General features: G+C 64.4%; 15 protein-coding genes. 14 read left to right on the forward strand and 1 reads right to left on the reverse strand.

The features are described from left to right. Positions 1-53: 53 nt before the first annotated feature. The 5 genes from R0232_RS41150 (at position 54) to R0232_RS41170 (ending at position 6,592) form a co-directional block, all read left to right on the forward strand. Positions 54-2,039 carry a sensor histidine kinase gene (locus R0232_RS41150; RefSeq protein WP_431513160.1) on the forward strand — a complete coding sequence of 662 codons (1,986 nt, stop codon included), beginning with the start codon at positions 54-56 and terminating at the stop codon, positions 2,037-2,039. Further along, a complete protein-coding gene (locus R0232_RS41155) occupies positions 2,032-3,387 on the forward strand; it encodes a sigma-54-dependent transcriptional regulator (RefSeq protein ID WP_431513161.1) in 1,356 nt (451 codons plus the stop codon). Before R0232_RS41150 ends, R0232_RS41155 begins: the two co-directional genes overlap by 8 nt. 576 nt (positions 3,388-3,963) lie before the next feature. Next, positions 3,964-4,647 (forward strand): hypothetical protein, encoded by a 684-nt coding sequence (locus tag R0232_RS41160; RefSeq protein ID WP_431513162.1) that lies wholly within the window; start codon positions 3,964-3,966, stop codon positions 4,645-4,647. A gap of 270 nt (positions 4,648-4,917) precedes the next feature. Then, positions 4,918-5,484, forward strand: a complete 567-nt coding sequence (locus R0232_RS41165; protein ID WP_431513163.1) for a hypothetical protein — start codon at positions 4,918-4,920, stop codon at positions 5,482-5,484. A 64-nt stretch (positions 5,485-5,548) separates the two neighbouring features. Further along, entirely contained in the window at positions 5,549-6,592 is a 1,044-nt protein-coding gene (locus R0232_RS41170; protein WP_431513164.1) for a relaxase/mobilization nuclease domain-containing protein, read from the forward strand. A gap of 315 nt (positions 6,593-6,907) precedes the next feature. On the opposite strand, the gene R0232_RS41175 is transcribed toward R0232_RS41170, so the two are convergent. Then, entirely contained in the window at positions 6,908-7,687 is a 780-nt protein-coding gene (locus R0232_RS41175; protein WP_431513165.1) for a LuxR C-terminal-related transcriptional regulator, read from the reverse strand. Positions 7,688-7,825: 138 nt separating this feature from the next. Between R0232_RS41175 and R0232_RS41180 the strand changes: the two genes are divergently transcribed. The 9 genes from R0232_RS41180 (at position 7,826) to R0232_RS41220 (ending at position 17,509) form a co-directional block, all read left to right on the forward strand. After that, positions 7,826-9,478 carry an FAD-dependent oxidoreductase gene (locus tag R0232_RS41180; RefSeq protein WP_431513166.1) on the forward strand — a complete coding sequence of 551 codons (1,653 nt, stop codon included), beginning with the start codon at positions 7,826-7,828 and terminating at the stop codon, positions 9,476-9,478. A gap of 3 nt (positions 9,479-9,481) precedes the next feature. Continuing rightward, entirely contained in the window at positions 9,482-9,688 is a 207-nt protein-coding gene (locus tag R0232_RS41185) for a DUF2783 domain-containing protein (RefSeq protein WP_431513167.1), read from the forward strand. A gap of 19 nt (positions 9,689-9,707) precedes the next feature. Next, complete coding sequence (locus tag R0232_RS41190; RefSeq protein ID WP_431513168.1) at positions 9,708-10,286, forward strand: VOC family protein; 579 nt, start codon at positions 9,708-9,710, stop codon at positions 10,284-10,286. A gap of 22 nt (positions 10,287-10,308) precedes the next feature. Continuing rightward, on the forward strand, positions 10,309-11,271 hold the full coding sequence (locus tag R0232_RS41195) for an MBL fold metallo-hydrolase (protein ID WP_431513169.1): 963 nt from the start codon (positions 10,309-10,311) through the stop codon (positions 11,269-11,271). A gap of 15 nt (positions 11,272-11,286) precedes the next feature. Then, a complete protein-coding gene (locus R0232_RS41200) occupies positions 11,287-12,276 on the forward strand; it encodes a fumarylacetoacetate hydrolase family protein (RefSeq protein ID WP_431513170.1) in 990 nt (329 codons plus the stop codon). Next, on the forward strand, positions 12,273-12,941 hold the full coding sequence (gene maiA, locus R0232_RS41205; protein WP_431513171.1) for a maleylacetoacetate isomerase: 669 nt from the start codon (positions 12,273-12,275) through the stop codon (positions 12,939-12,941). Before R0232_RS41200 ends, maiA begins: the two co-directional genes overlap by 4 nt. Positions 12,942-13,007: 66 nt before the next feature. Next, positions 13,008-14,336, forward strand: coding sequence for an MFS transporter (locus R0232_RS41210; protein ID WP_431513172.1), 1,329 nt, complete (start codon positions 13,008-13,010; stop codon positions 14,334-14,336). A 48-nt stretch (positions 14,337-14,384) separates the two neighbouring features. Beyond that, positions 14,385-15,950, forward strand: a complete 1,566-nt coding sequence (locus tag R0232_RS41215; RefSeq protein WP_431513173.1) for a fumarate hydratase — start codon at positions 14,385-14,387, stop codon at positions 15,948-15,950. A gap of 353 nt (positions 15,951-16,303) precedes the next feature. Next, the gene (locus tag R0232_RS41220; protein ID WP_208507397.1) at positions 16,304-17,509 is read left to right on the forward strand and encodes an MFS transporter; all 1,206 of its coding nucleotides are present in this window, start codon (positions 16,304-16,306) and stop codon (positions 17,507-17,509) included. The last annotated feature ends 20 nt before the right edge of the window (positions 17,510-17,529 follow it).

A 17,529-nucleotide genomic window follows, 5' to 3' on the forward strand; every position in this document is an offset into this window, starting at 1 on the left:
GCGGCCCTCCGCCTCCTGCTTCCGTGTCAATGCTGCTTTCGGCAGGTCGCGCCGTGCTGAAGCTTTCCGCACCGTACCGCCATGGCTTCGCCGGCTCCCCCGACGATCTGCGAGACCAGGCCGTGCTCGCGCGCTTCAAGGGCGCGACCGCCTCCTCAACCACCACTCGCTGGCACCGCTGGGCTGCGATGGGGGCCTGGCTGTGCCTGATCGCCGCGGGCGGCGCGCTGGGCTACCTGATCGGGGAGCGCACGGGCATCCGTGCGTTGCAGCAGGGAACGCTGCACCGACTTGACATCTATTCCACCAGCCTGCGCAGCGAACTCAGCCGCTACGAATACCTGCCGCAGGTGGTGGCGCTCAGCCCCGACGTGCTTGATCTGCTGCGTGCTCCGGCCAACCGAACCCTGCAGCTCGAAGCGAACGTGTACCTCGAGACGGTCAATGCGCATGCGCAGGCCTCTGCGGTCTACGTCATGGATACCACCGGCCTCACGCTTGCGGCCAGCAACTGGAACCAACCGGGCAGCAGCTTCGTGGACATGAATTTCTCGTACCGCCCCTACTTCAAGGATGCAGTGCGAGGCATGCCGGGACGTTTCTACGGCATCGGCACAGTCAGCCGCGAGCCCGGGTACTACTTCTCCCACGGTATCGTCGACGGAAATCGCCAGTTGGGCGTGGCCACCGTCAAAGTCAACCTCGACAAGCTTGACGCTGCCTGGTCGCGCTCCACCGACAAGGTGCTGGCGATCGACGGCAATGGCGTGGTGTTTCTCGCTTCCGAAGCGGCCTGGAAGTTCCGCGCGCTGCGGCCATTGTCGAGCGAGACCCTGCAGCAGCTTGCGCAGACCAGGCAGTACACAGAAGCCGGCGCACTGCGACCGATCGACATGCGCGAGCACCGCCCCCTGTCGGGTGGCGATGCGATGGTGGTGCAACTGGACGCGGACGGTGCGCGCCGGTTCGCTGCGCACGAACCCTTCCGCCCCGACTACCTGCTGGACAGCCGCCCGGTCGAAGGCACCGACTGGAAGCTGATCATCCTGTCGGACATGAAACCGGTGCATGCCCTCGCACGCACCTCGGCGATGGGCACCATGTTCGCATTGGTGTTTCTCACGCTTCTGGTGCTGTACATCCAACAGCGCCGCCGCATCGTGCATCAGCGGCTTGCGGCACGAGAGGCGCTGCAAGGCGCCTACGACGAACTCGAACAGATGGTGCAGGTGCGCACCGAGGCACTCAGCCATGCCAATGGACACCTACAAACCGAAATCGCGGAGCGCAAGCGTGCCGAGGACATCCTCAAGAGCACCTTGGACGACTTGGTGCAGACCGGCAAGATGGCGGTGCTGGGCCAGATGTCGGCTGGCATTACACACGAGCTCAACCAGCCGCTTGCCGCGCTGCGCACGCTTTCAGCGAACGCTGTCGTGTTCCTTGAGCGCGGACACACCGACCAGGTCGATCTCAACCTTCGCACCATCTGCGACCTGACAGACCGCATGGGCCAGATCACCTCACAGCTGAAGAAGTTCGCACGGCGATCGACCGTGCAACTGCAATCGGTAGCGCTGGCCGACAGCGTCGCCGACGCACTCTTCCTGCTCAACCAGCGTATCCGCCAGGAGCGCATCGAGTTGTCGCAAGAGATCGAGTCCGGCCTGCGAGCGCTGTGCGAAGGCAATCGACTTGAACAAGTACTGGTGAACTTGCTGGTGAATGCCTTCGATGCGACGGCCGCCGCGAATGCCGATCCGCGCCGCGTTCGGCTGGTGGTCCGCAGCGCGCCAGAGGGGGTCGTGCTCGAAGTGCATGACAACGGTGACGGCATCGCGCCCGAGATCATGCCGCGGCTGTTCGAGCCTTTTTTCACCACCAAGGAGCAGGGCCTTGGATTGGGCCTCGGGCTGGCCATCTCCGCCGGCATCGTGCGTGACTTCGGTGGCCTGCTGCGTGCCGCGCGCAGCGACCTCGGCGGAGCGGTTTTCTCCGTCACGTTGCGAAAAGCAGATGAACCGACACTCCATGACTGACACGCGCAATCTCGAAGTTCTCTACGTCGAAGATGATCCGCCCGTGCGCCTGGGCAGCACGCAGGCGCTACAGCTCGCCGGCGTGCGCGTCACCGGCTTCGGCTCAGCCGAGCAGGTACTTCAGAAGCTGACACCGGGCTTCGCAGGCGTGCTGGTCACGGACGTCAAGCTGCCGGGCATCGACGGCCTGGAGCTGCTTTCGCGCGCCCTGAGGCTCGATCCGAGCTTGCCTGTGATCCTCGTGACTGGCCACGGCGACATCACGATGGCGGTGCAGGCGATGCGCCTGGGGGCCTACGACTTTCTTGAGAAACCTTTCTCCCCCGACCAACTGACCGAAGTCGTTCAGCGCGCACTGGACAAACGCGCACTGAGCCTAGAAGTCGAGCATCTGCGGCGCAGGATCGCGGGTTATGAATCGATCGAGGCGAAACTCATCGGTCGATCCTCGGCCATGCACAAGTTGCGCCGTCTGGTGCTGGACGTGGCCAACTCCGATGCCGACGTCCTGATTCTCGGAGAGACTGGCACCGGCAAGGAGCTCGTGGCGCGTTGCCTGCACGATTGCAGCCGTCGCAAGGAGGGCAATTTTGCGGCCATCAACTGCGGCGGCATGCCCGAGGCGTTGTTCGAAAGCGAGATGTTCGGCCACGAGGCTGGCGCCTTCACCGGCGCGGCGAAGCGGCGCATCGGCAAGATCGAACACGCGCGCGGCGGGACGCTGTTTCTCGACGAGATCGAGACGATGCCGATGAGCCTGCAGGTCAAGATGCTGCGCTCCCTCCAGGAGCGCCAGTTCGAGCGCCTGGGATCCAACGAACTGCGGCCAATGGACAGCCGCGTCATCGCCGCCACCAAGGCCGACTTGCTGGCTGCAGCGCGCGAAGGCAAGTTCCGCGACGACCTCTACTACCGCCTGGGCGTTGTGATCTTGAACCTCCCACCGCTGCGCGAAAGGCGCGAGGACATCCCTCTGCTTTTCACCCACTTCGCCATGCAGGCGGCACTGCGCCATGAGCGAGAACTACCGGCAGTAGCATCCCACCATCTGGAGGCACTGATGGCGCATGCCTGGCCTGGCAACGTGCGAGAGTTGCGCAACATCGCCGACCGCTTTGTACTCGGACTGTGGGAAGGCAACGAGGCCACGCGTGGAATGACGCCAGGCGAGCGCTCGCTGGATGAGCAGCTGGCCCAGTTCGAACGCTACCTGATCCACGAAGCGCTAGAGGCTTGCAACGGCTCGGCCTCCGCCGCGGCAGAGCGGCTCGGCGTGCCCCGCAAGACCCTGTACGACAAGATGCGCCGGCTGGGTCCTCTGGCGGCGGTCGAAGCACGTCGAGCCTAGTCACGGGACCGCCTCGCGGACATGTTGCATGTCTCAGCCGCATCATTCTTCGATCCATCCGCATCCCTGCGACGACGATTTGCGCAAGCAGCGCATAGCTGCAACGCCTTCGACATCACGTGCTCGAACACCATACCGCGGCCCGCGAATGCCTTCGGCATGGGCATCATGTTGCATGACGCGAGGACCGACCGAGTTCGCTCTTCCTCGGTGTCCGTCCTCGTCCCTTCGTGCTGTGTGGCTGCGCCACAGACGCACCGTCATGCCACCCCATCACCAGCAATCAAGCAGCGATGGCGGCAGTAGCTTGACATTGCCGCGACGAAGATTGCCGCCGAGCTTGCCTGAGCTCGCCCCTCATTCGACGCCTTCTTAGCCGCCCTAGGCACCGACACCCAGTGAGCGGCCGTTCGGTCCACCCCTGCCGGCCGTGACCTGTTTCAACGGCCGTCCTGATCCTGCCGTGTCATGCGCTTTGTACCACCGGAGCGGCCGCACCAAGAGCAGACGCAGCCACTGCACCAGAGCCTCGCATGCCCCAGTGCCATCGAACTTCGCATCGTCGACAATCGACCCATGAGCAACTCGAGTGCAGCCTTTGTCCTCAATCCAGAACGGACCCGGGACATCGCGCACCTTCTGCTGGATGCCGAGGGTCGGCTTCTGATTCGCGAAGGCCGCGAACTCTCCCAAACCACGGCGGAAGAGCGCCTGTTGTTTGGGGTGCGGCACGGCATCTACAGCTTGCCCACGGTGGAACTTCTGGAATTTCTTCAGGCACGCATTGCAGGCCGCAGCGCGATAGAGATCGGCGCAGGCCATGGGGTGCTGGCTCAGGCACTCTCCATTCCGGCCACCGACAACCGTCAGCAGGAAGATCCTGCGATCCGCGCGTATTACGAATCCATCGGGCAACCGACGATTCGCTACGGCGACCACGTCGAGAAGCTCGATGCTGAGCATGCGCTAGCCAAGTACCGACCGCAGGTGGTCATCGCCTGCTGGGTCACGCACCGCTTCGACGAGGCCGAGCCTCAGCGAGGCGGCAGCATCACGGGCGTAGACGAAGCTGCCATCCTCGAGAACTGCGAAGAGTACATATTCATCGGGAACGAGAAGGTCCATCAACACAAGCCGATCTTGTCACTTCCGCACGAAAGGCTGACGCCACGCTGGCTTTACTCTCGCGCCCTCAACGGAAGCCCGGAGTTCATCGCGATCTGGCGCAAAGCGCCGGCGTCAATCGCGACAAGGCACTAGAGCCATAGAACCGCAACGGTTCTCAGCTGACCGCGGCAGACGCCTTGGACAGACACCACTGCCCAGCCAGCCGAACAGAACCAGAAAGCGCACCCGCCCCAAAGTCGGGCAAATGTCAAAGCTGAAACCTCCAGCGGATCGACCAGGCAGCATCGCCCGTCACCCGTTACCCGTCACCCAGACATGTCGTTGCCCCGTCCGCAAAGTCCTTGTCCGGCGACGGCGAATCGCTAGAGTTCAGGCGGACCTATTGAACGCCGTCGCCGCGCAATGACCTCCAACTGTCGCTCCAGCGTTATCCGTACCCGCGTGCCACAGGAAACACGGGCCAAGTTTTCCGCCCTTGCAGCGTTTCATGGCCTCTGCGAGGCTCACTTGCTCGCGCGCATGGTCAATGAGGTTCTCAAGGATTCAAGCCCTGTCGGACGGGACGGCCTCGAGAAAGAGGAAACGTCGACACCCGACGTGGAGGACTCCACACTGCCTCGCGTCGCACTACGCCTTCGACCGGGTGACCGTGCCTTGGCAACACTGCGTGCCGATGCTTGTGGCATGAAGCTCAGCAGCTATCTGGTCCTGCTGGTGCGCAACCATGTGCGACGCTCGGCAGTCCCACCCCCTTGCGAACTGACGCAGCTCAAGATTCTCTGTGCGCACCTGGCCGCGCTACGACGACAACTCGAGGCGTTCGGCACGCCGAACACTTCCATCGATGTGGCCGCGGAGCTAGGCGGCGTGCTTGCAGAGGTTCGAAATCAGGTGGAAGCCGCACGCGAGGAGGCCGCGGCCATTGTGCGCAGAAACCTCGTCTGCTGGGAAACCGGCGCGCAGGCCTGAGATGCCCGCGAGGAACGCGCAAGGCAATCGGCAGGGTGCCACACCGATCGGCGCGACACCCGATATGTCGCTGGACATCGTGAGCTATGGCCGCAAGGGGCCAGGCGACGTCTTGCGCTTCAGTTCCGACGAGATCGCGCAGATCCGCCGCACGGTCGATCGTGCGCCAGAGGTGATGGTGAAAGTCACCGGTGGCGGACGCGACGCCTCCAGCGTTCAGGTCCATCTGGACTACATCGGCCGGCAGGGAAAGCTCCCCATCGAAGACGACGAAGGACGCACCCATCACGGAAGAAGCGCCGCTCGTGAACTCGCATGCGACTGGCAGTTGGAGCTCTGCAAAGGTCAGTACAAGGCCAAGCCAGTCAAAGGTCAAACAGACAGCCGCCCCAAGGTCGCCCACAACATCGTGTTGTCGATGCCGCAAGGGACACAGCCGGAAAAGCTGCTGAGAACAGTGCGCGCATTTGCGCGCAAGAACTTCGGCCAGCGCCACCGATACGCCATGACCTTGCATGTCGACCAGGCGCATCCGCATGTGCATCTGGTCGTCAAAAGCGAGCAAGAGTACGAGCCAACCAAGCGGCTGTGCATCTACAAAGCCACGCTCAGACAGTGGCGCGAGCAGTTCGCTTCGCTCCTGCGCGATGAAGGCATCACGGCCAATGCGACGGCCAGGCAGGTGCGAGGACAGATGCGTACCCCCTACAGCACCGCGGTCCATCACCGTCTGCAGGCACTCCAAGCTGCCGCTCGGTTGCCGCCTGGGGAAAAAGATCTGCATCGGGCACCAAAGACCTCCACCCTCATGCAAGCCAAAATTGAAAAGGTGCTTCGTCTCCTCGGTAGCCAGGAGCACGTCATCGACCACGGCCTCGAGGCGATGCAGCGCACGCGATATGGAGTCCTCCATGATTGGCGCGCCACAGCTCAGCAGCTGCGACGACAGGGAGAGTCCGAACTGGCAGCGCAGGTCGATCGCTTTGTCGAGAGCATGCCGGCAGTGCAGACCGACGCGAGATGGCTCGCAGAGCGTTGGAAGGCGCAGGCCAAGGGCCGATCGGACATGGCGCCCGTCGCCCCGGACAAGGGACCGCGGACACGATGAAGAACCGGAGGCCAACGGCCCTCCCAGCAAGCATCAGTGCATGCGACGCTCAGCGCCAGGTGCCACTTCACCCGCCTCAGGAAGCGACGCCCGTCACTCCAGAAACACATCGTTGGTGCCACCCCAGGAACGACGTCGAAGTGTGGGACATCGAGGGGCGCAGTGCTCTTCCACGCTGCAAGGGCGAGGACCACACTGACGCGACCGCAATCGCCCCTGAAATCCGGCTCTTTGACGCGTCCTTCGGGTTGGACACCTTCATCGGTAGACAGTGCATCCCGACGCTTGGTGTTGCAGCGGGATGCGAAGTCAAGGCTAGTGGACTGCGCCCCGAACTCGGCCGGGCGAGCGAAGCAAGAACTCCTTGAGGTTGGCGGCGTTCGTCTTCTCGAAGAGACGGGCTTTATAAGTCAGCACGGTGGTGGGCGACAGGTTCAGCGCGCGAGCGATCTCTTTGGCCGTGTGGCCGAGCCAAAGAAGTTCGGCGACCTGCCGTTCACGCACAGAGAGTGACTCCATGTCGATGGTCGCCACGGGAATCGACTGCGGCGGTTGCGTGGCGAACTCGTCGTGGCGCTGTGCCAAGGCAATCAACGAAGGGCCGCAGTAGCGCAGCAACGCCGTGGTTCTGCTCGAGACCGCGCGCGAGAAGTACAGGTTGATGTAGCAAGTCCGCTCGCCCCAGGTACCGAACAGCGATATCTTGCTTGCGAAGCCAGGCTTCTCGAACAACTGCTGACGGTACTCGCGATCTCGAATGCTCTCGGGCGAGACCGATACCAGGTGCACGTCCGAGACGGGATCGCGTATGGACTCGCACACGCGCTGGTAGTTGGGATCTCGCTGATAGAGCCGATTCACATAGACGTCCGTGGTCCATTCGATCATCGACTGATCAAGCAGGCTCGCGCAACGCGCATAGCCGATGCGGCCCGTGCGGTCGTAGCGCAGGTGGGACATGTGGTCCACACCCACCACCTCGTGGAGCCCACGCAGCAATGTCGCGTGAAACATCGGCCGACCCAGGTCAAGGATGGCCTGGGGTGCCCAGACATCCTGCATCGGGGCCACCGTGGCCAGTTCGTTCGTCTCCATCTTCTTGATTCTCCTGCCGCGGCGACGGTTCTCGCCCCTTGCACACGCTGATGTCCTCACTTGAAAGGACAGACCCGAGGAAGGCGAGCTCCTAAATTCGTGCCGGTCACATCGAACGGCACGAACCGCAGTCCTTGAATGTTAGAACTTCCCGTCTATTCCTACAAACGCCCCGGCGAGCTCGACCGCCCACAAGACACGCCGCACCCCGTCATCGTCGTCGGCGGCGGGCTCAGCGGCCTCAGTGCGGCGCTCGACTTGGTGCGACGCGGCATCCGCGTCGTGGTCCTGGACGATGACAACACCGTGGGTGTGCGCGGGTTGGCCTCGCGCGGCATGGTCTGGGCCCAGCGCACGCTGGACATCTTCGAGCGCCTGGGCATCGCGCACGAAGTCGTCGCCAAGGGCGTGCGCTGGAACCTCGGCCGGGTCCTGTGCCGCGATGCCGCCGTCACCTCGTTCAGCCTGCAGGCGCAACCCGACATGCGTCACAACGGATTTGCGAATCTGCAGCAGTACTACGTCGAGAAATTTCTCGTCGAAGCCCTTCAACGCGAACCGCTGGCCGAGTTGCGCTGGTTGAACGAGGTCGTCGCCGTGCGTTCGGCCGAGGACCACGTCGAGCTCGACGTGACGACGCCCGAGGGTGCCTACACCACCTGCGCCCGATGGGTTCTCGCCTGCGATGGCGCCAACAGCCGAGTGCGCACAGCCCTGGGGATCGTGCCCCGGCTTCACGACCGAACGGAAGACCGTTGGATCATCATCGACGTCATCCTGCGCTCGGGTGAATGGCCCGAGGAGCGCTGGACCTGGCTGGATGCGAGCGCCAACGATGGACGCGCGGTCTGGCGGCACAAGATGGCGGACGATACCTGGCGCCTCGACTTCCAATTGGCGCCGAACGAAGACCCTGCCGTCGTGACAACGGAGTCAGCGATGCGCGAGCGGGTGGCCAGGCTCGTGGGCCCAGACGTTGCGTTCGACATCGCCTGGTCTGGCGCCTGGGGCTATCGGCACGAGTGCCTGGATGATCTGCGCAGGGGACGGGTTCTCTTTGTGGGCGACGCCGCCCACCTGGTTGCGCCTTTCGGTGCACGTGGCGGCAATGGCGGCATCCAGGATGCCGACAACCTCGGCTGGAAACTGGCGCTGCACCTGCAAGGGCTCGCTGGAGAGGCCGTGCTGGACAGCTACGGCCATGAGCGCAAGCACGCGGCGCTGGAGAACATTCGCCAGGCACGCCGGTCTTCACGCTTCGTCTACCCGGGGGCACACAGCTCGGCCGCGCTGTGGCGCGACGCCATCATCGCGCTGGCGCCGGACCACGATTGGGCCGCCCGCATGATCAACACCGGGCGCCTTTGCACGCCCGCCATCTACCCCCCGTCGGCGCTTGCAGCCGGCACGCATGCACAAACCGGCGTGGCGCTTCCGAATGTGGTGCTCTCCAGCGAGGGCCCCGGCGCGTCGCCGCCGCGCACGACGCTGCATCAGATCCTCGGCCCCTGGTTCACCGCATTGGTGCTCTCCGACGACCTGCCCTCGCAGCGCGCAGCGCATCCGCTGTTGCACTGGGTCGCCGTCGGACGGTACTGCGACGCGGCAGGCCGCGCGGCGCTGGCCCGTCAGCTGAGCCGGCCCGCCGACGCAGGCGCGGTCTGGCTCATTCGACCCGATCAGCACGTCATGGCAGTGCTGTCGATCGACGAGGTCAATGCCATGGAAAAACTTTCTGCTCTGCTGCAGGCAGCGCTGGATGCAACCCCCATCGTCTGTGAGGAGGCTTGAGACGTGGCCGCAACGCAACAACAACTGGACGACGTTCTGGAACACCTGGTCGCATTGACCGACCTGCCCGACGTCACCGCGCAACGCGATCGCCTCGCATGCCTGGTGCTGCTGCTGGCGGAGTCTCTCGATGACCCGCAAGCCGTGCATGCGGCCATCGAGGAGGTCCTGCGTCATGACAAGCAAGGCTTTGCACTCGCCATCCCCTGACCCATTTCGAGGACCCGCCATGACACCCGCCATCCAAGCCCGCGGCCTGCATCACTTCGCCTGGCGCTGCCGAGACGCCGAAGAAACCCGGCATTTCTATGAAGACATCCTCGGCCTGCCACTGGTGCATGTCGTCAAGGAAGAAATCGTACCGTCCACGGGAGAGCACTGCCCCTTCGTGCACTTGTTCTTCGAATTCGCGGACCACTCCCACATCGCCTTCTTCGACCTGGGAGACAACGCCGTCACGCAGCAGGACCCGCACACACCGGGCTGGGTCAATCACTTCGCGATGGAGTTGGCCAGCGAGACGGAGGTGGCACAGATGCGCGAGAGGCTTCTGGCGCACGGCGTGGAGGTGGTGGGCGTCACCGACCACCACTTCATACGGTCCATTTACTTCTTCGACCCCAACGGTCTGCGTCTGGAGCTGACCGTGCGCCTGGATGCGGCGCCCATTGCCGACTATGTCGAGCAGAAGCGCCGCATTGCACACGAAGAACTCGCTGCCTGGACCCGCGACAAGGCCCGAGGCCTGCGGCCTGGCCAAAGTGGCACCAGCAGCCGGGCGCGGCACGACAACCCCATTTCACATTGACGACGAATTCCAACCAAGCACCATGAGCAACAAAGCCTTCGCCTCGCACGCCGACCTCGCCGAGAAAACGATCTCCTTCGAGCGCCTGTCCGACAACGCCTATGCCTACACCGCCGAGGGGGATCCGAACTCGGGCGTGATCATTGGCGACGACAGTGTCATGGTGATCGACGCCACCGCCACGCCCGCCATGGCGCAAGGCCTGATCCGGGCCATCCGCAGCGTCACCGACAAGCCAATTCGTCATGTGGTGCTCACCCACTACCACGCGGTGCGCGTGCTGGGCGCCTCGGCCTACGCTGCGCACGGCGCCGTGAACGTCTTCGCCAGCCGCGGCACCCTCGATTTGATCGCCGAACGCGGCCAGGCCGACATGGACTCCGAGATCGGGCGCTTTCCACGTCTTTTCCAGTCGGCCGAAGACATCCCGGGGCTGACCTGGCCGACGATCGTCTTCGAGCGCGAGTTGACGCTGCACCTGGGCAGTCTCGAAGTGAAGCTGATGCACCTGGGCGCCGGGCATACGAAAGGCGATGCGGTGGCCTGGATCCCTTCGCAAGGCATCTGCTTTTCAGGCGATCTGGTCGAGTACAACGCCGGGGTCTACACGGGCGATGCCCATCTCGCGCAGTGGCCTGCCACCCTGGACGCTCTGGAAGCGCTGCAACCCCGCCAGCTGGTGCCGGGCCGCGGCCCCGCATTGAAGACGCCCGAGGACAGCCGCGCCGGCATCGAGTACACGCGCCGCTGGGTGCAAACACTCTATGGCTGCGCCCAGCAGGGCGTGCGCGAGGGGAAATCGCTGCGCGAGGTCTATGCCGCGACGCGCCAGGCGATGGACCCGGAATTCGGCCATGTCTTCATCTATGAGCATTGCATTCCCTTCGACGTGTCACGCGCCTACGACGAGGCCAGCGGTATCGAGGTGCCGCGCGTATGGACCGCGCAACGTGATCGGGAAATGTGGAGCGCCCTCAACGACTGAACGAAGACGCCCATCATGAAACTTGCCACCCTCAAGAACGGTACGCGCGACGGACAGTTGGTCATCGTGAGCCGCGACCTACAACGCATGACGGCACCTCTCGCATCGGTGACCACCGTGCAGCAAGCGCTGGACCGCTGGCCCGAAGTTCAGGTCGACCTCCAGGCGCGTTACGAAGCACTCAACGCGCGCATGGACGCGGGAGAGGCCTTCGACGCATCCCGCTGCGCCGCTCCGCTGCCACGCGCCTATCAGTGGCTGGACGCCTCCGCCTACCTCAACCATGTCGAGATGACGCGCCGCGCGCGCGGCGGCGAAATGCCGCCGTCCTTCCTCACCGATCCCGTGATGTACCAGGGTGGCTCGGACGACTTCATCGGCCCGCGCGATGACATCGTGGCGGCGAGCGAGGAACTGGGGGTCGACCTCGAAGCGGAGGTGATCGTGGTGACCGGTGACGTTCCGCTGGGCGTCAACGCACAAGACGCCTTGGGACATATCCGGCTGCTTGGCTTGGTCAACGACGTCACGCTGCGCTCGCTGGTGGTGCCCGAACTGGCCAAGGGCTTCGGCTTCGTCCAGTCCAAGCCGGCCTCCGCGCTGTCTCCGGTGCTTGTCACGCCAGACGAGCTGGGCAACCATTGGCGCGGCGGCAAGCTGCACCGGGTGATGGAAGTCTGGCTCAACGACAGGCAGCTCGGGCGTCCGCAGGCCGGCGAGGAGATGCAGTTCCATTTCGGCGAACTGATCGCCCATGCAGCGCGCACGCGACGACTGATCGCCGGAACCGTCCTGGGCAGCGGCACCGTCTCCAACCGCAGCGACGAGGCGGGTGTGTGCTGTCTGGTCGAGGCACGCGTACGCGAACAACTGCGAGAAGGCCGGATGCACACCCCGTTCCTCAAGCATGGGGACCGTGTCCGTATCGAGATGCGCGATGACGGGGACGCCAGCATCTTCGGCGCGATCGATCAGGTCGTGCGTATCGAAGGGGCATCGCCGTGAGTTCCGCGTCCACCGTGCGCCTGCACAGCTACTGGCGCAGCTCAGCCGCCTATCGCGTGCGGATCGCGCTGGGGCTCAAAGGCATCGCCTTTGAATCCGTCTGCTGGCACATGGCGAATGGCGAGCACCTGCAGCAGCGCTACCGCGATCTTGCGTCCTTCGGCCTGGTGCCCATGCTGGAGATCGATGGGCTGCGGTTACAGCAGTCGCTCGCCATCATCGAGTACCTGGAGGAGCGCAATCCTGACCCCCCGCTTCTTCCAAGCGAGCGGTCTCAACGCGCGCGGGCACGGGCATTGGCCCAGCTCGTGGCTTGCGAAATCCATCCCCTCAACAACCTGCGCGTCCTCAAGCGACTGCGCGGTTCGCTGCGCGCGGACGATGCGCAAGTTGCCGACTGGTACCGGCATTGGTGTCATGAAGGCTTGCAAGCCCTCGAGTCCGCGCTGGAGCCTTTCGAGGCCGGTCCGTTCGCGCTGGGCGCGCAACCCTCGATCGTCGAGTGCTGCTTGATACCGCAGATCTACAACGCGAGGCGCTACGACGTGCCGGTGGCGGCCTACCCGCGCATCCAGGCCATCGCTGCAGTCTGCGACGGCCTCGCGGCCTTCGATGCGGCGCGACCCGAGCGCCAGCCCGATGCGCCGACGTCGTCGCCGTCCTGACGCGATCTTCCATAACCACAACCGGACGTCGCCCTGAAGGACGTTCATATTCCTTCGGAGACAACCGTGCCCCCTACCGCCTCTATCCCGATTTCACAGGCGCTGCCTGCGGCGCGCGAGGACAAGAAAGTTCTGACCGCCACCCTCGTCGGCACCGCCATCGAGTGGTACGACTATTTCATCTACGCCCAGGCAGCGGGCCTGGTGCTCGGGCCGTTGTTCTTCGCTCCCTTCGCACAGAACAATCCGGGTCTGTCGCTGCTGCTGGCTTTCGCCACCATCGGCGTGGCATTCCTGTTTCGGCCGCTGGGCGCCATCATCTGCGGCCACTTGGGCGACCGCTTTGGACGCAAGGCCGTGCTGGCCGCGACGCTGATTCTCATGGGTGCGGCAACCACCCTGATCGGGGTGCTTCCTGGTTACGCCCAGATCGGCGTCTGGGCACCCGTTCTGCTGATCCTGCTGCGCATCCTGCAGGGCTTCTCGGCCGGTGGGGAATGGGGCGGTGCCGCATTGATGTCGGTGGAACATGCGCCGCCCGACAAGCGTTCGTTCTTCGGCGCCTTCCCCCAGATCGGGGTGCCGATCGGCATGATCGTCGCCACGGGTGTGCTCTGGGCCGTCACCTCGGTCCTCGGCAAGGAACGATTTCTCGAATGGGGATGGCGCCTTCCTTTCCTCTTCTCGATCGCGCTCGTGGTGGTCGGCGGACTGATTCGCCGCTCGGTGGAGGAGTCGCCTGTCTTCTTGCGCATGCACGAGCGACGCCGCGAGTCCGCTGCGCCCCTAGGGCAGCTCTTTCGTCATCACCGCAAGCAGGTGCTGCAGACGGCGTTGATCTTCGTGGGCAACAATGCCGCAGGCTACCTGCTCGTCGCCTTCTTTCTGAGCTACGGCCAGCGCGTGCTTCAGTTGCCGTCGCAGCAACTGTTGGCCGCTTGCACGGTGGCAGCAGTGGGATGGTTGGTCTCGACGTTGATCGGCGGCGTGCTCGGTGACCGGATCGGGCGCGTGCGAACCTTCCAGATCGGCTACGTGATGCTCGCCGTATGGGCGATCCCCATGTGGTTCCTGATCGACACGGCGCAGATCGGCCTTTTCCTGGTGGCGTTGTTGGTCCTGTCCGTTCCCCTTGGACTGACCTATGGGCCACAGGCTGCGCTCTACGCGGAGATGTTCCCGGCCAAGGTCCGGTATTCGGGCGTGTCCGTGGGCTACGCGCTGGGCTCCATCCTGGGCGGTGCATTCGCGGCCACGATCGCTCAATGGATCATCTCCACGTGGAGCCAGTCGTGGCTGGTCGGCGTCTACATCACTTTGATGGCCGCCGTGTCCTTCGTCGCCGTGTCGAGCGTCCACGATCGACCCGGCCTCGACCTCGACGACCAAGGCTGACCACGTCTGGCGCGAGATTGCATTGCCCCCGTTGAACGCTTTCCTTCCATGACGACCACGATCCAGCAGGCCGACCTGATCGAATCGATCAGCGCCGCGCTGCAGTACATCAGCTACTACCACCCCGCCGACTACATCGCCCACCTGGCCAAGGCCTACGAGCGCGAGCGCAGTCCCGCCGCCAAGGACGCGATGGCGCAGATCCTCACCAACAGCAAGATGAGCGCGACCGGCCAGCGCCCGATCTGCCAGGACACCGGCATCGTCAACGTGTTCCTCAAGGTGGGCATGGACGTGCGCTGGGGCGGCTTCACCGGCAGCCTCGACGACGCCATCAACGAAGGCGTGCGCCGCGGCTACAACCACCCCGACAACACGCTGCGTGCCTCGGTCGTGGCCGACGCACAGTTCGATCGCCGCAACACCCGCGACAACACGCCCGCGGTGATCTCAATGGAGATCGTGCCGGGAAGCACGGTCGAAGTCATCGTGGCCGCCAAGGGCGGCGGCAGCGAGAACAAGAGCAAATTCGCCATCCTCAATCCCGCGGACAGCGTGGTGGACTGGGTGCTGAAGACCGTGCCGACCATGGGCGCCGGCTGGTGCCCCCCGGGAATGCTGGGCATCGGCATCGGCGGCACCGCCGAGAAGGCGATGCTCATGGCCAAGCAAAGCCTGATGGATCCCTTGGATATGCATCAGCTCCAAGCCAAGGCCGAACACGCCACGCCGGGCGCGGGCGCGCTGACACAACTTGAGGCACTGCGGATCGAGATCCACGACAGGGTCAACGCCCTGGGTATCGGCGCGCAGGGCCTGGGCGGCTTGACCTGCGTCCTGGACGTGAAGATCAGGAGCTACGCCACCCACGCGGCCAGCAAGCCGGTGGCGATGATCCCGAACTGCGCGGCCACGCGCCATGCGCACTTCGTGATGGACGGCAGCGGCCCGGTCTACCTCGAGGCGCCCTCGCTCGACCTGTGGCCCAAGATCGACTGGGCACCCGACGAGAAGAAGAGCAAGCGCGTCGACCTCGACAAGCTCACGCCCGCCGAAGTCGCGAGCTGGAAGCCCGGCGACACGCTGCTGCTCAACGGCAAGATGCTCACCGGCCGCGACGCCGCGCACAAGCGCATCCAGGACATGCTGGCCAAGGGCGAGAAGCTGCCCGTGGACTTCACCAACCGCGTCATCTACTACGTGGGCCCGGTCGATCCGGTGAAGGGCGAGGCCGTGGGCCCGGCCGGCCCGACCACCGCCACGCGCATGGACGGCTTCACCGAGATGATGCTGGCCCAGACCGGCCTGATCGCGATGATCGGCAAGGCCGAGCGCGGCCCGGTCGCGATCGAGGCGATCAAGAAGCACAAGAGCGCCTACCTGATGGCCGTGGGCGGCGCCGCCTACCTCGTGAGCAAGGCGATCAAGACCGCCAAGGTGGTGGGATTCGAGGACCTGGGCATGGAAGCCATCTACGAATTCGACGTGGTCGACATGCCGGTGACGGTGGCGGTCGACGCCGGCGGCACCAGCGCGCACATCACCGGCCCGGCCGAGTGGCAGAAGCGCATCGCCAGCGGCGAGTTCAAGGCCATCGCGCTGGAACCCGCTTGAGCCTCGCCGCGCGTCCGCAGCCGTCCGCTTCCACTCCGCCCGTCGGCGTGTTCGACAGCGGCGTAGGCGGGCTGAGCGCGCGCTCGGAGCATGTCACAAAGTCATTGGCGGGAAACGTCGTGACGGTGCGGCATGATCAGGTGCTCGATACCGCACGGCGCAAGGCATTTCCAGATCAAAGCATGTTGGGCCTCAACCCGGCGCAACCATCATCGAGTCTGTTTCACCACAGGTTGAGGTCTTCGTAGTGCTCCAGATCCTCCCAGATGGTCGGTGTGAGTTTTCCTAACAGCCGATGTGACATATCGTCGATGGTGTCTGCGAAGGCGGCGCTCTAGCATCGCACCATGACGATGCCTACCTCTGTCTCGCAGCCGACTGAGGCGAAAAAGGCATCCAGCAGTCGCACCCGCGTGTTATGGGCGACTTGTGCTGCACATGCACTGCACGACGGCTACGGCGACATGATTTACGCGCTGCTGCCGATCTGGCAGGCGGAGTTCCAACTCGGCTATGCCTCGCTGGCGTTGGTGCGGGGCGTCTACACCGGCACGATGGCTGTGCTCCAGCTCTCCGCAGGTCGTCTGGCGAGCTGGATCGGAGGCCGTGCCACGCTGGCGCTCGGGACACTGCTCGCCGCGCTGGGCTATGCAGCGGCGGGCCTGTCCGGTGGCCTGCTTGGCTTGTGCGTCGCACTGGCCTTGTCGGGCAGCGGTTCAAGTACCCAGCATCCATTGGCTTCTGGTGCCGTGTCACGCGCCTATGGGCGCAACGCCCGCGGCCCCCTCGGTATCTACAACTTTGCCGGAGATCTGGGCAAGGCGGCCCTGCCTGCCGCGATCTCGCTGCTGGCAACCATGATGCCGTGGCGTCATGCACTGTGGGCCATGTCCATGATCGGTGGATTGGTTGCTGCAGGTCTGGCACTTTGGCTCCCGTCAACACCTCGCGACCCGGCGATCGAAGACGTTGACGGCGCCGATGAAAAGAATCCGTCAGCCACCGGCTTCCGGCTCCTTCTGGCGATCGGTGTGCTGGACAGCGCTGTGCGCATGGGGCTGCTGACCTTCTTGCCGTTCCTGCTCAAAGGCAAGGGCATATCGACGTCGATGCTGGGCACAGCTCTGGCGATGGTCTTCATCGGCGGCGCCGCCGGGAAGTTCATTTGCGGCTGGCTCGGCCAGCGCATGGGCGTCATCGGCACCGTGCTCGCAACCGAATGCGGGACTGCGGTGTGCATCTTATCCGTGATGCTGTGTCCCCTGGTTCCCGCGCTGGCCTTGCTGCCGTTGCTGGGCGCACTCATGAACGGAACTTCGTCCGTACTGTACGGCACAGTACCCGACCTGGCACCCGGGGGAAATGACGAACGTGCCTTTGCGCTCTTCTACACAGGCACCATCGGCTCGAGCGCGATTTCGCCGGTGTTGTACGGCCTCCTGGGGGATCGGGTCGGCATCCAGTGGGCTACATGCGCGACGGCACTGACTGCCATCGCCGTGGTCCCATTGGCACTGGCGTTGCGCGCGCGTTTGACGCTCACCGAGCAAACGATCTGACGGCAGCCACTCGATGGCGA

This window comes from Variovorax sp. DAIF25 (assembly GCF_050711835.1).
Taxonomy (GTDB): Bacteria; Pseudomonadota; Gammaproteobacteria; order Burkholderiales; family Burkholderiaceae_C; genus Variovorax.

Bases quoted from the DNA above. Each gene is read 5' to 3' on its own strand.
- R0232_RS41155 (WP_431513161.1), top strand. From the start codon at position 2,032: ATGACTGACACGCGCAATCTCGAAGTTCTCTACGTCGAAGATGATCCG.
- R0232_RS41160 (WP_431513162.1), top strand. From the start codon at position 3,964: ATGAGCAACTCGAGTGCAGCCTTTGTCCTCAATCCAGAACGGACCCGG.
- R0232_RS41165 (WP_431513163.1), top strand. From the start codon at position 4,918: ATGACCTCCAACTGTCGCTCCAGCGTTATCCGTACCCGCGTGCCACAG.
- R0232_RS41170 (WP_431513164.1), top strand. From the start codon at position 5,549: ATGTCGCTGGACATCGTGAGCTATGGCCGCAAGGGGCCAGGCGACGTC.
- R0232_RS41175 (WP_431513165.1), bottom strand. From the start codon at position 7,687: ATGGAGACGAACGAACTGGCCACGGTGGCCCCGATGCAGGATGTCTGG.
- R0232_RS41180 (WP_431513166.1), top strand. From the start codon at position 7,826: ATGTTAGAACTTCCCGTCTATTCCTACAAACGCCCCGGCGAGCTCGAC.
- R0232_RS41190 (WP_431513168.1), top strand. From the start codon at position 9,708: ATGACACCCGCCATCCAAGCCCGCGGCCTGCATCACTTCGCCTGGCGC.
- R0232_RS41195 (WP_431513169.1), top strand. From the start codon at position 10,309: ATGAGCAACAAAGCCTTCGCCTCGCACGCCGACCTCGCCGAGAAAACG.
- R0232_RS41200 (WP_431513170.1), top strand. From the start codon at position 11,287: ATGAAACTTGCCACCCTCAAGAACGGTACGCGCGACGGACAGTTGGTC.
- R0232_RS41215 (WP_431513173.1), top strand. From the start codon at position 14,385: ATGACGACCACGATCCAGCAGGCCGACCTGATCGAATCGATCAGCGCC.
- R0232_RS41220 (WP_208507397.1), top strand. From the start codon at position 16,304: ATGCCTACCTCTGTCTCGCAGCCGACTGAGGCGAAAAAGGCATCCAGC.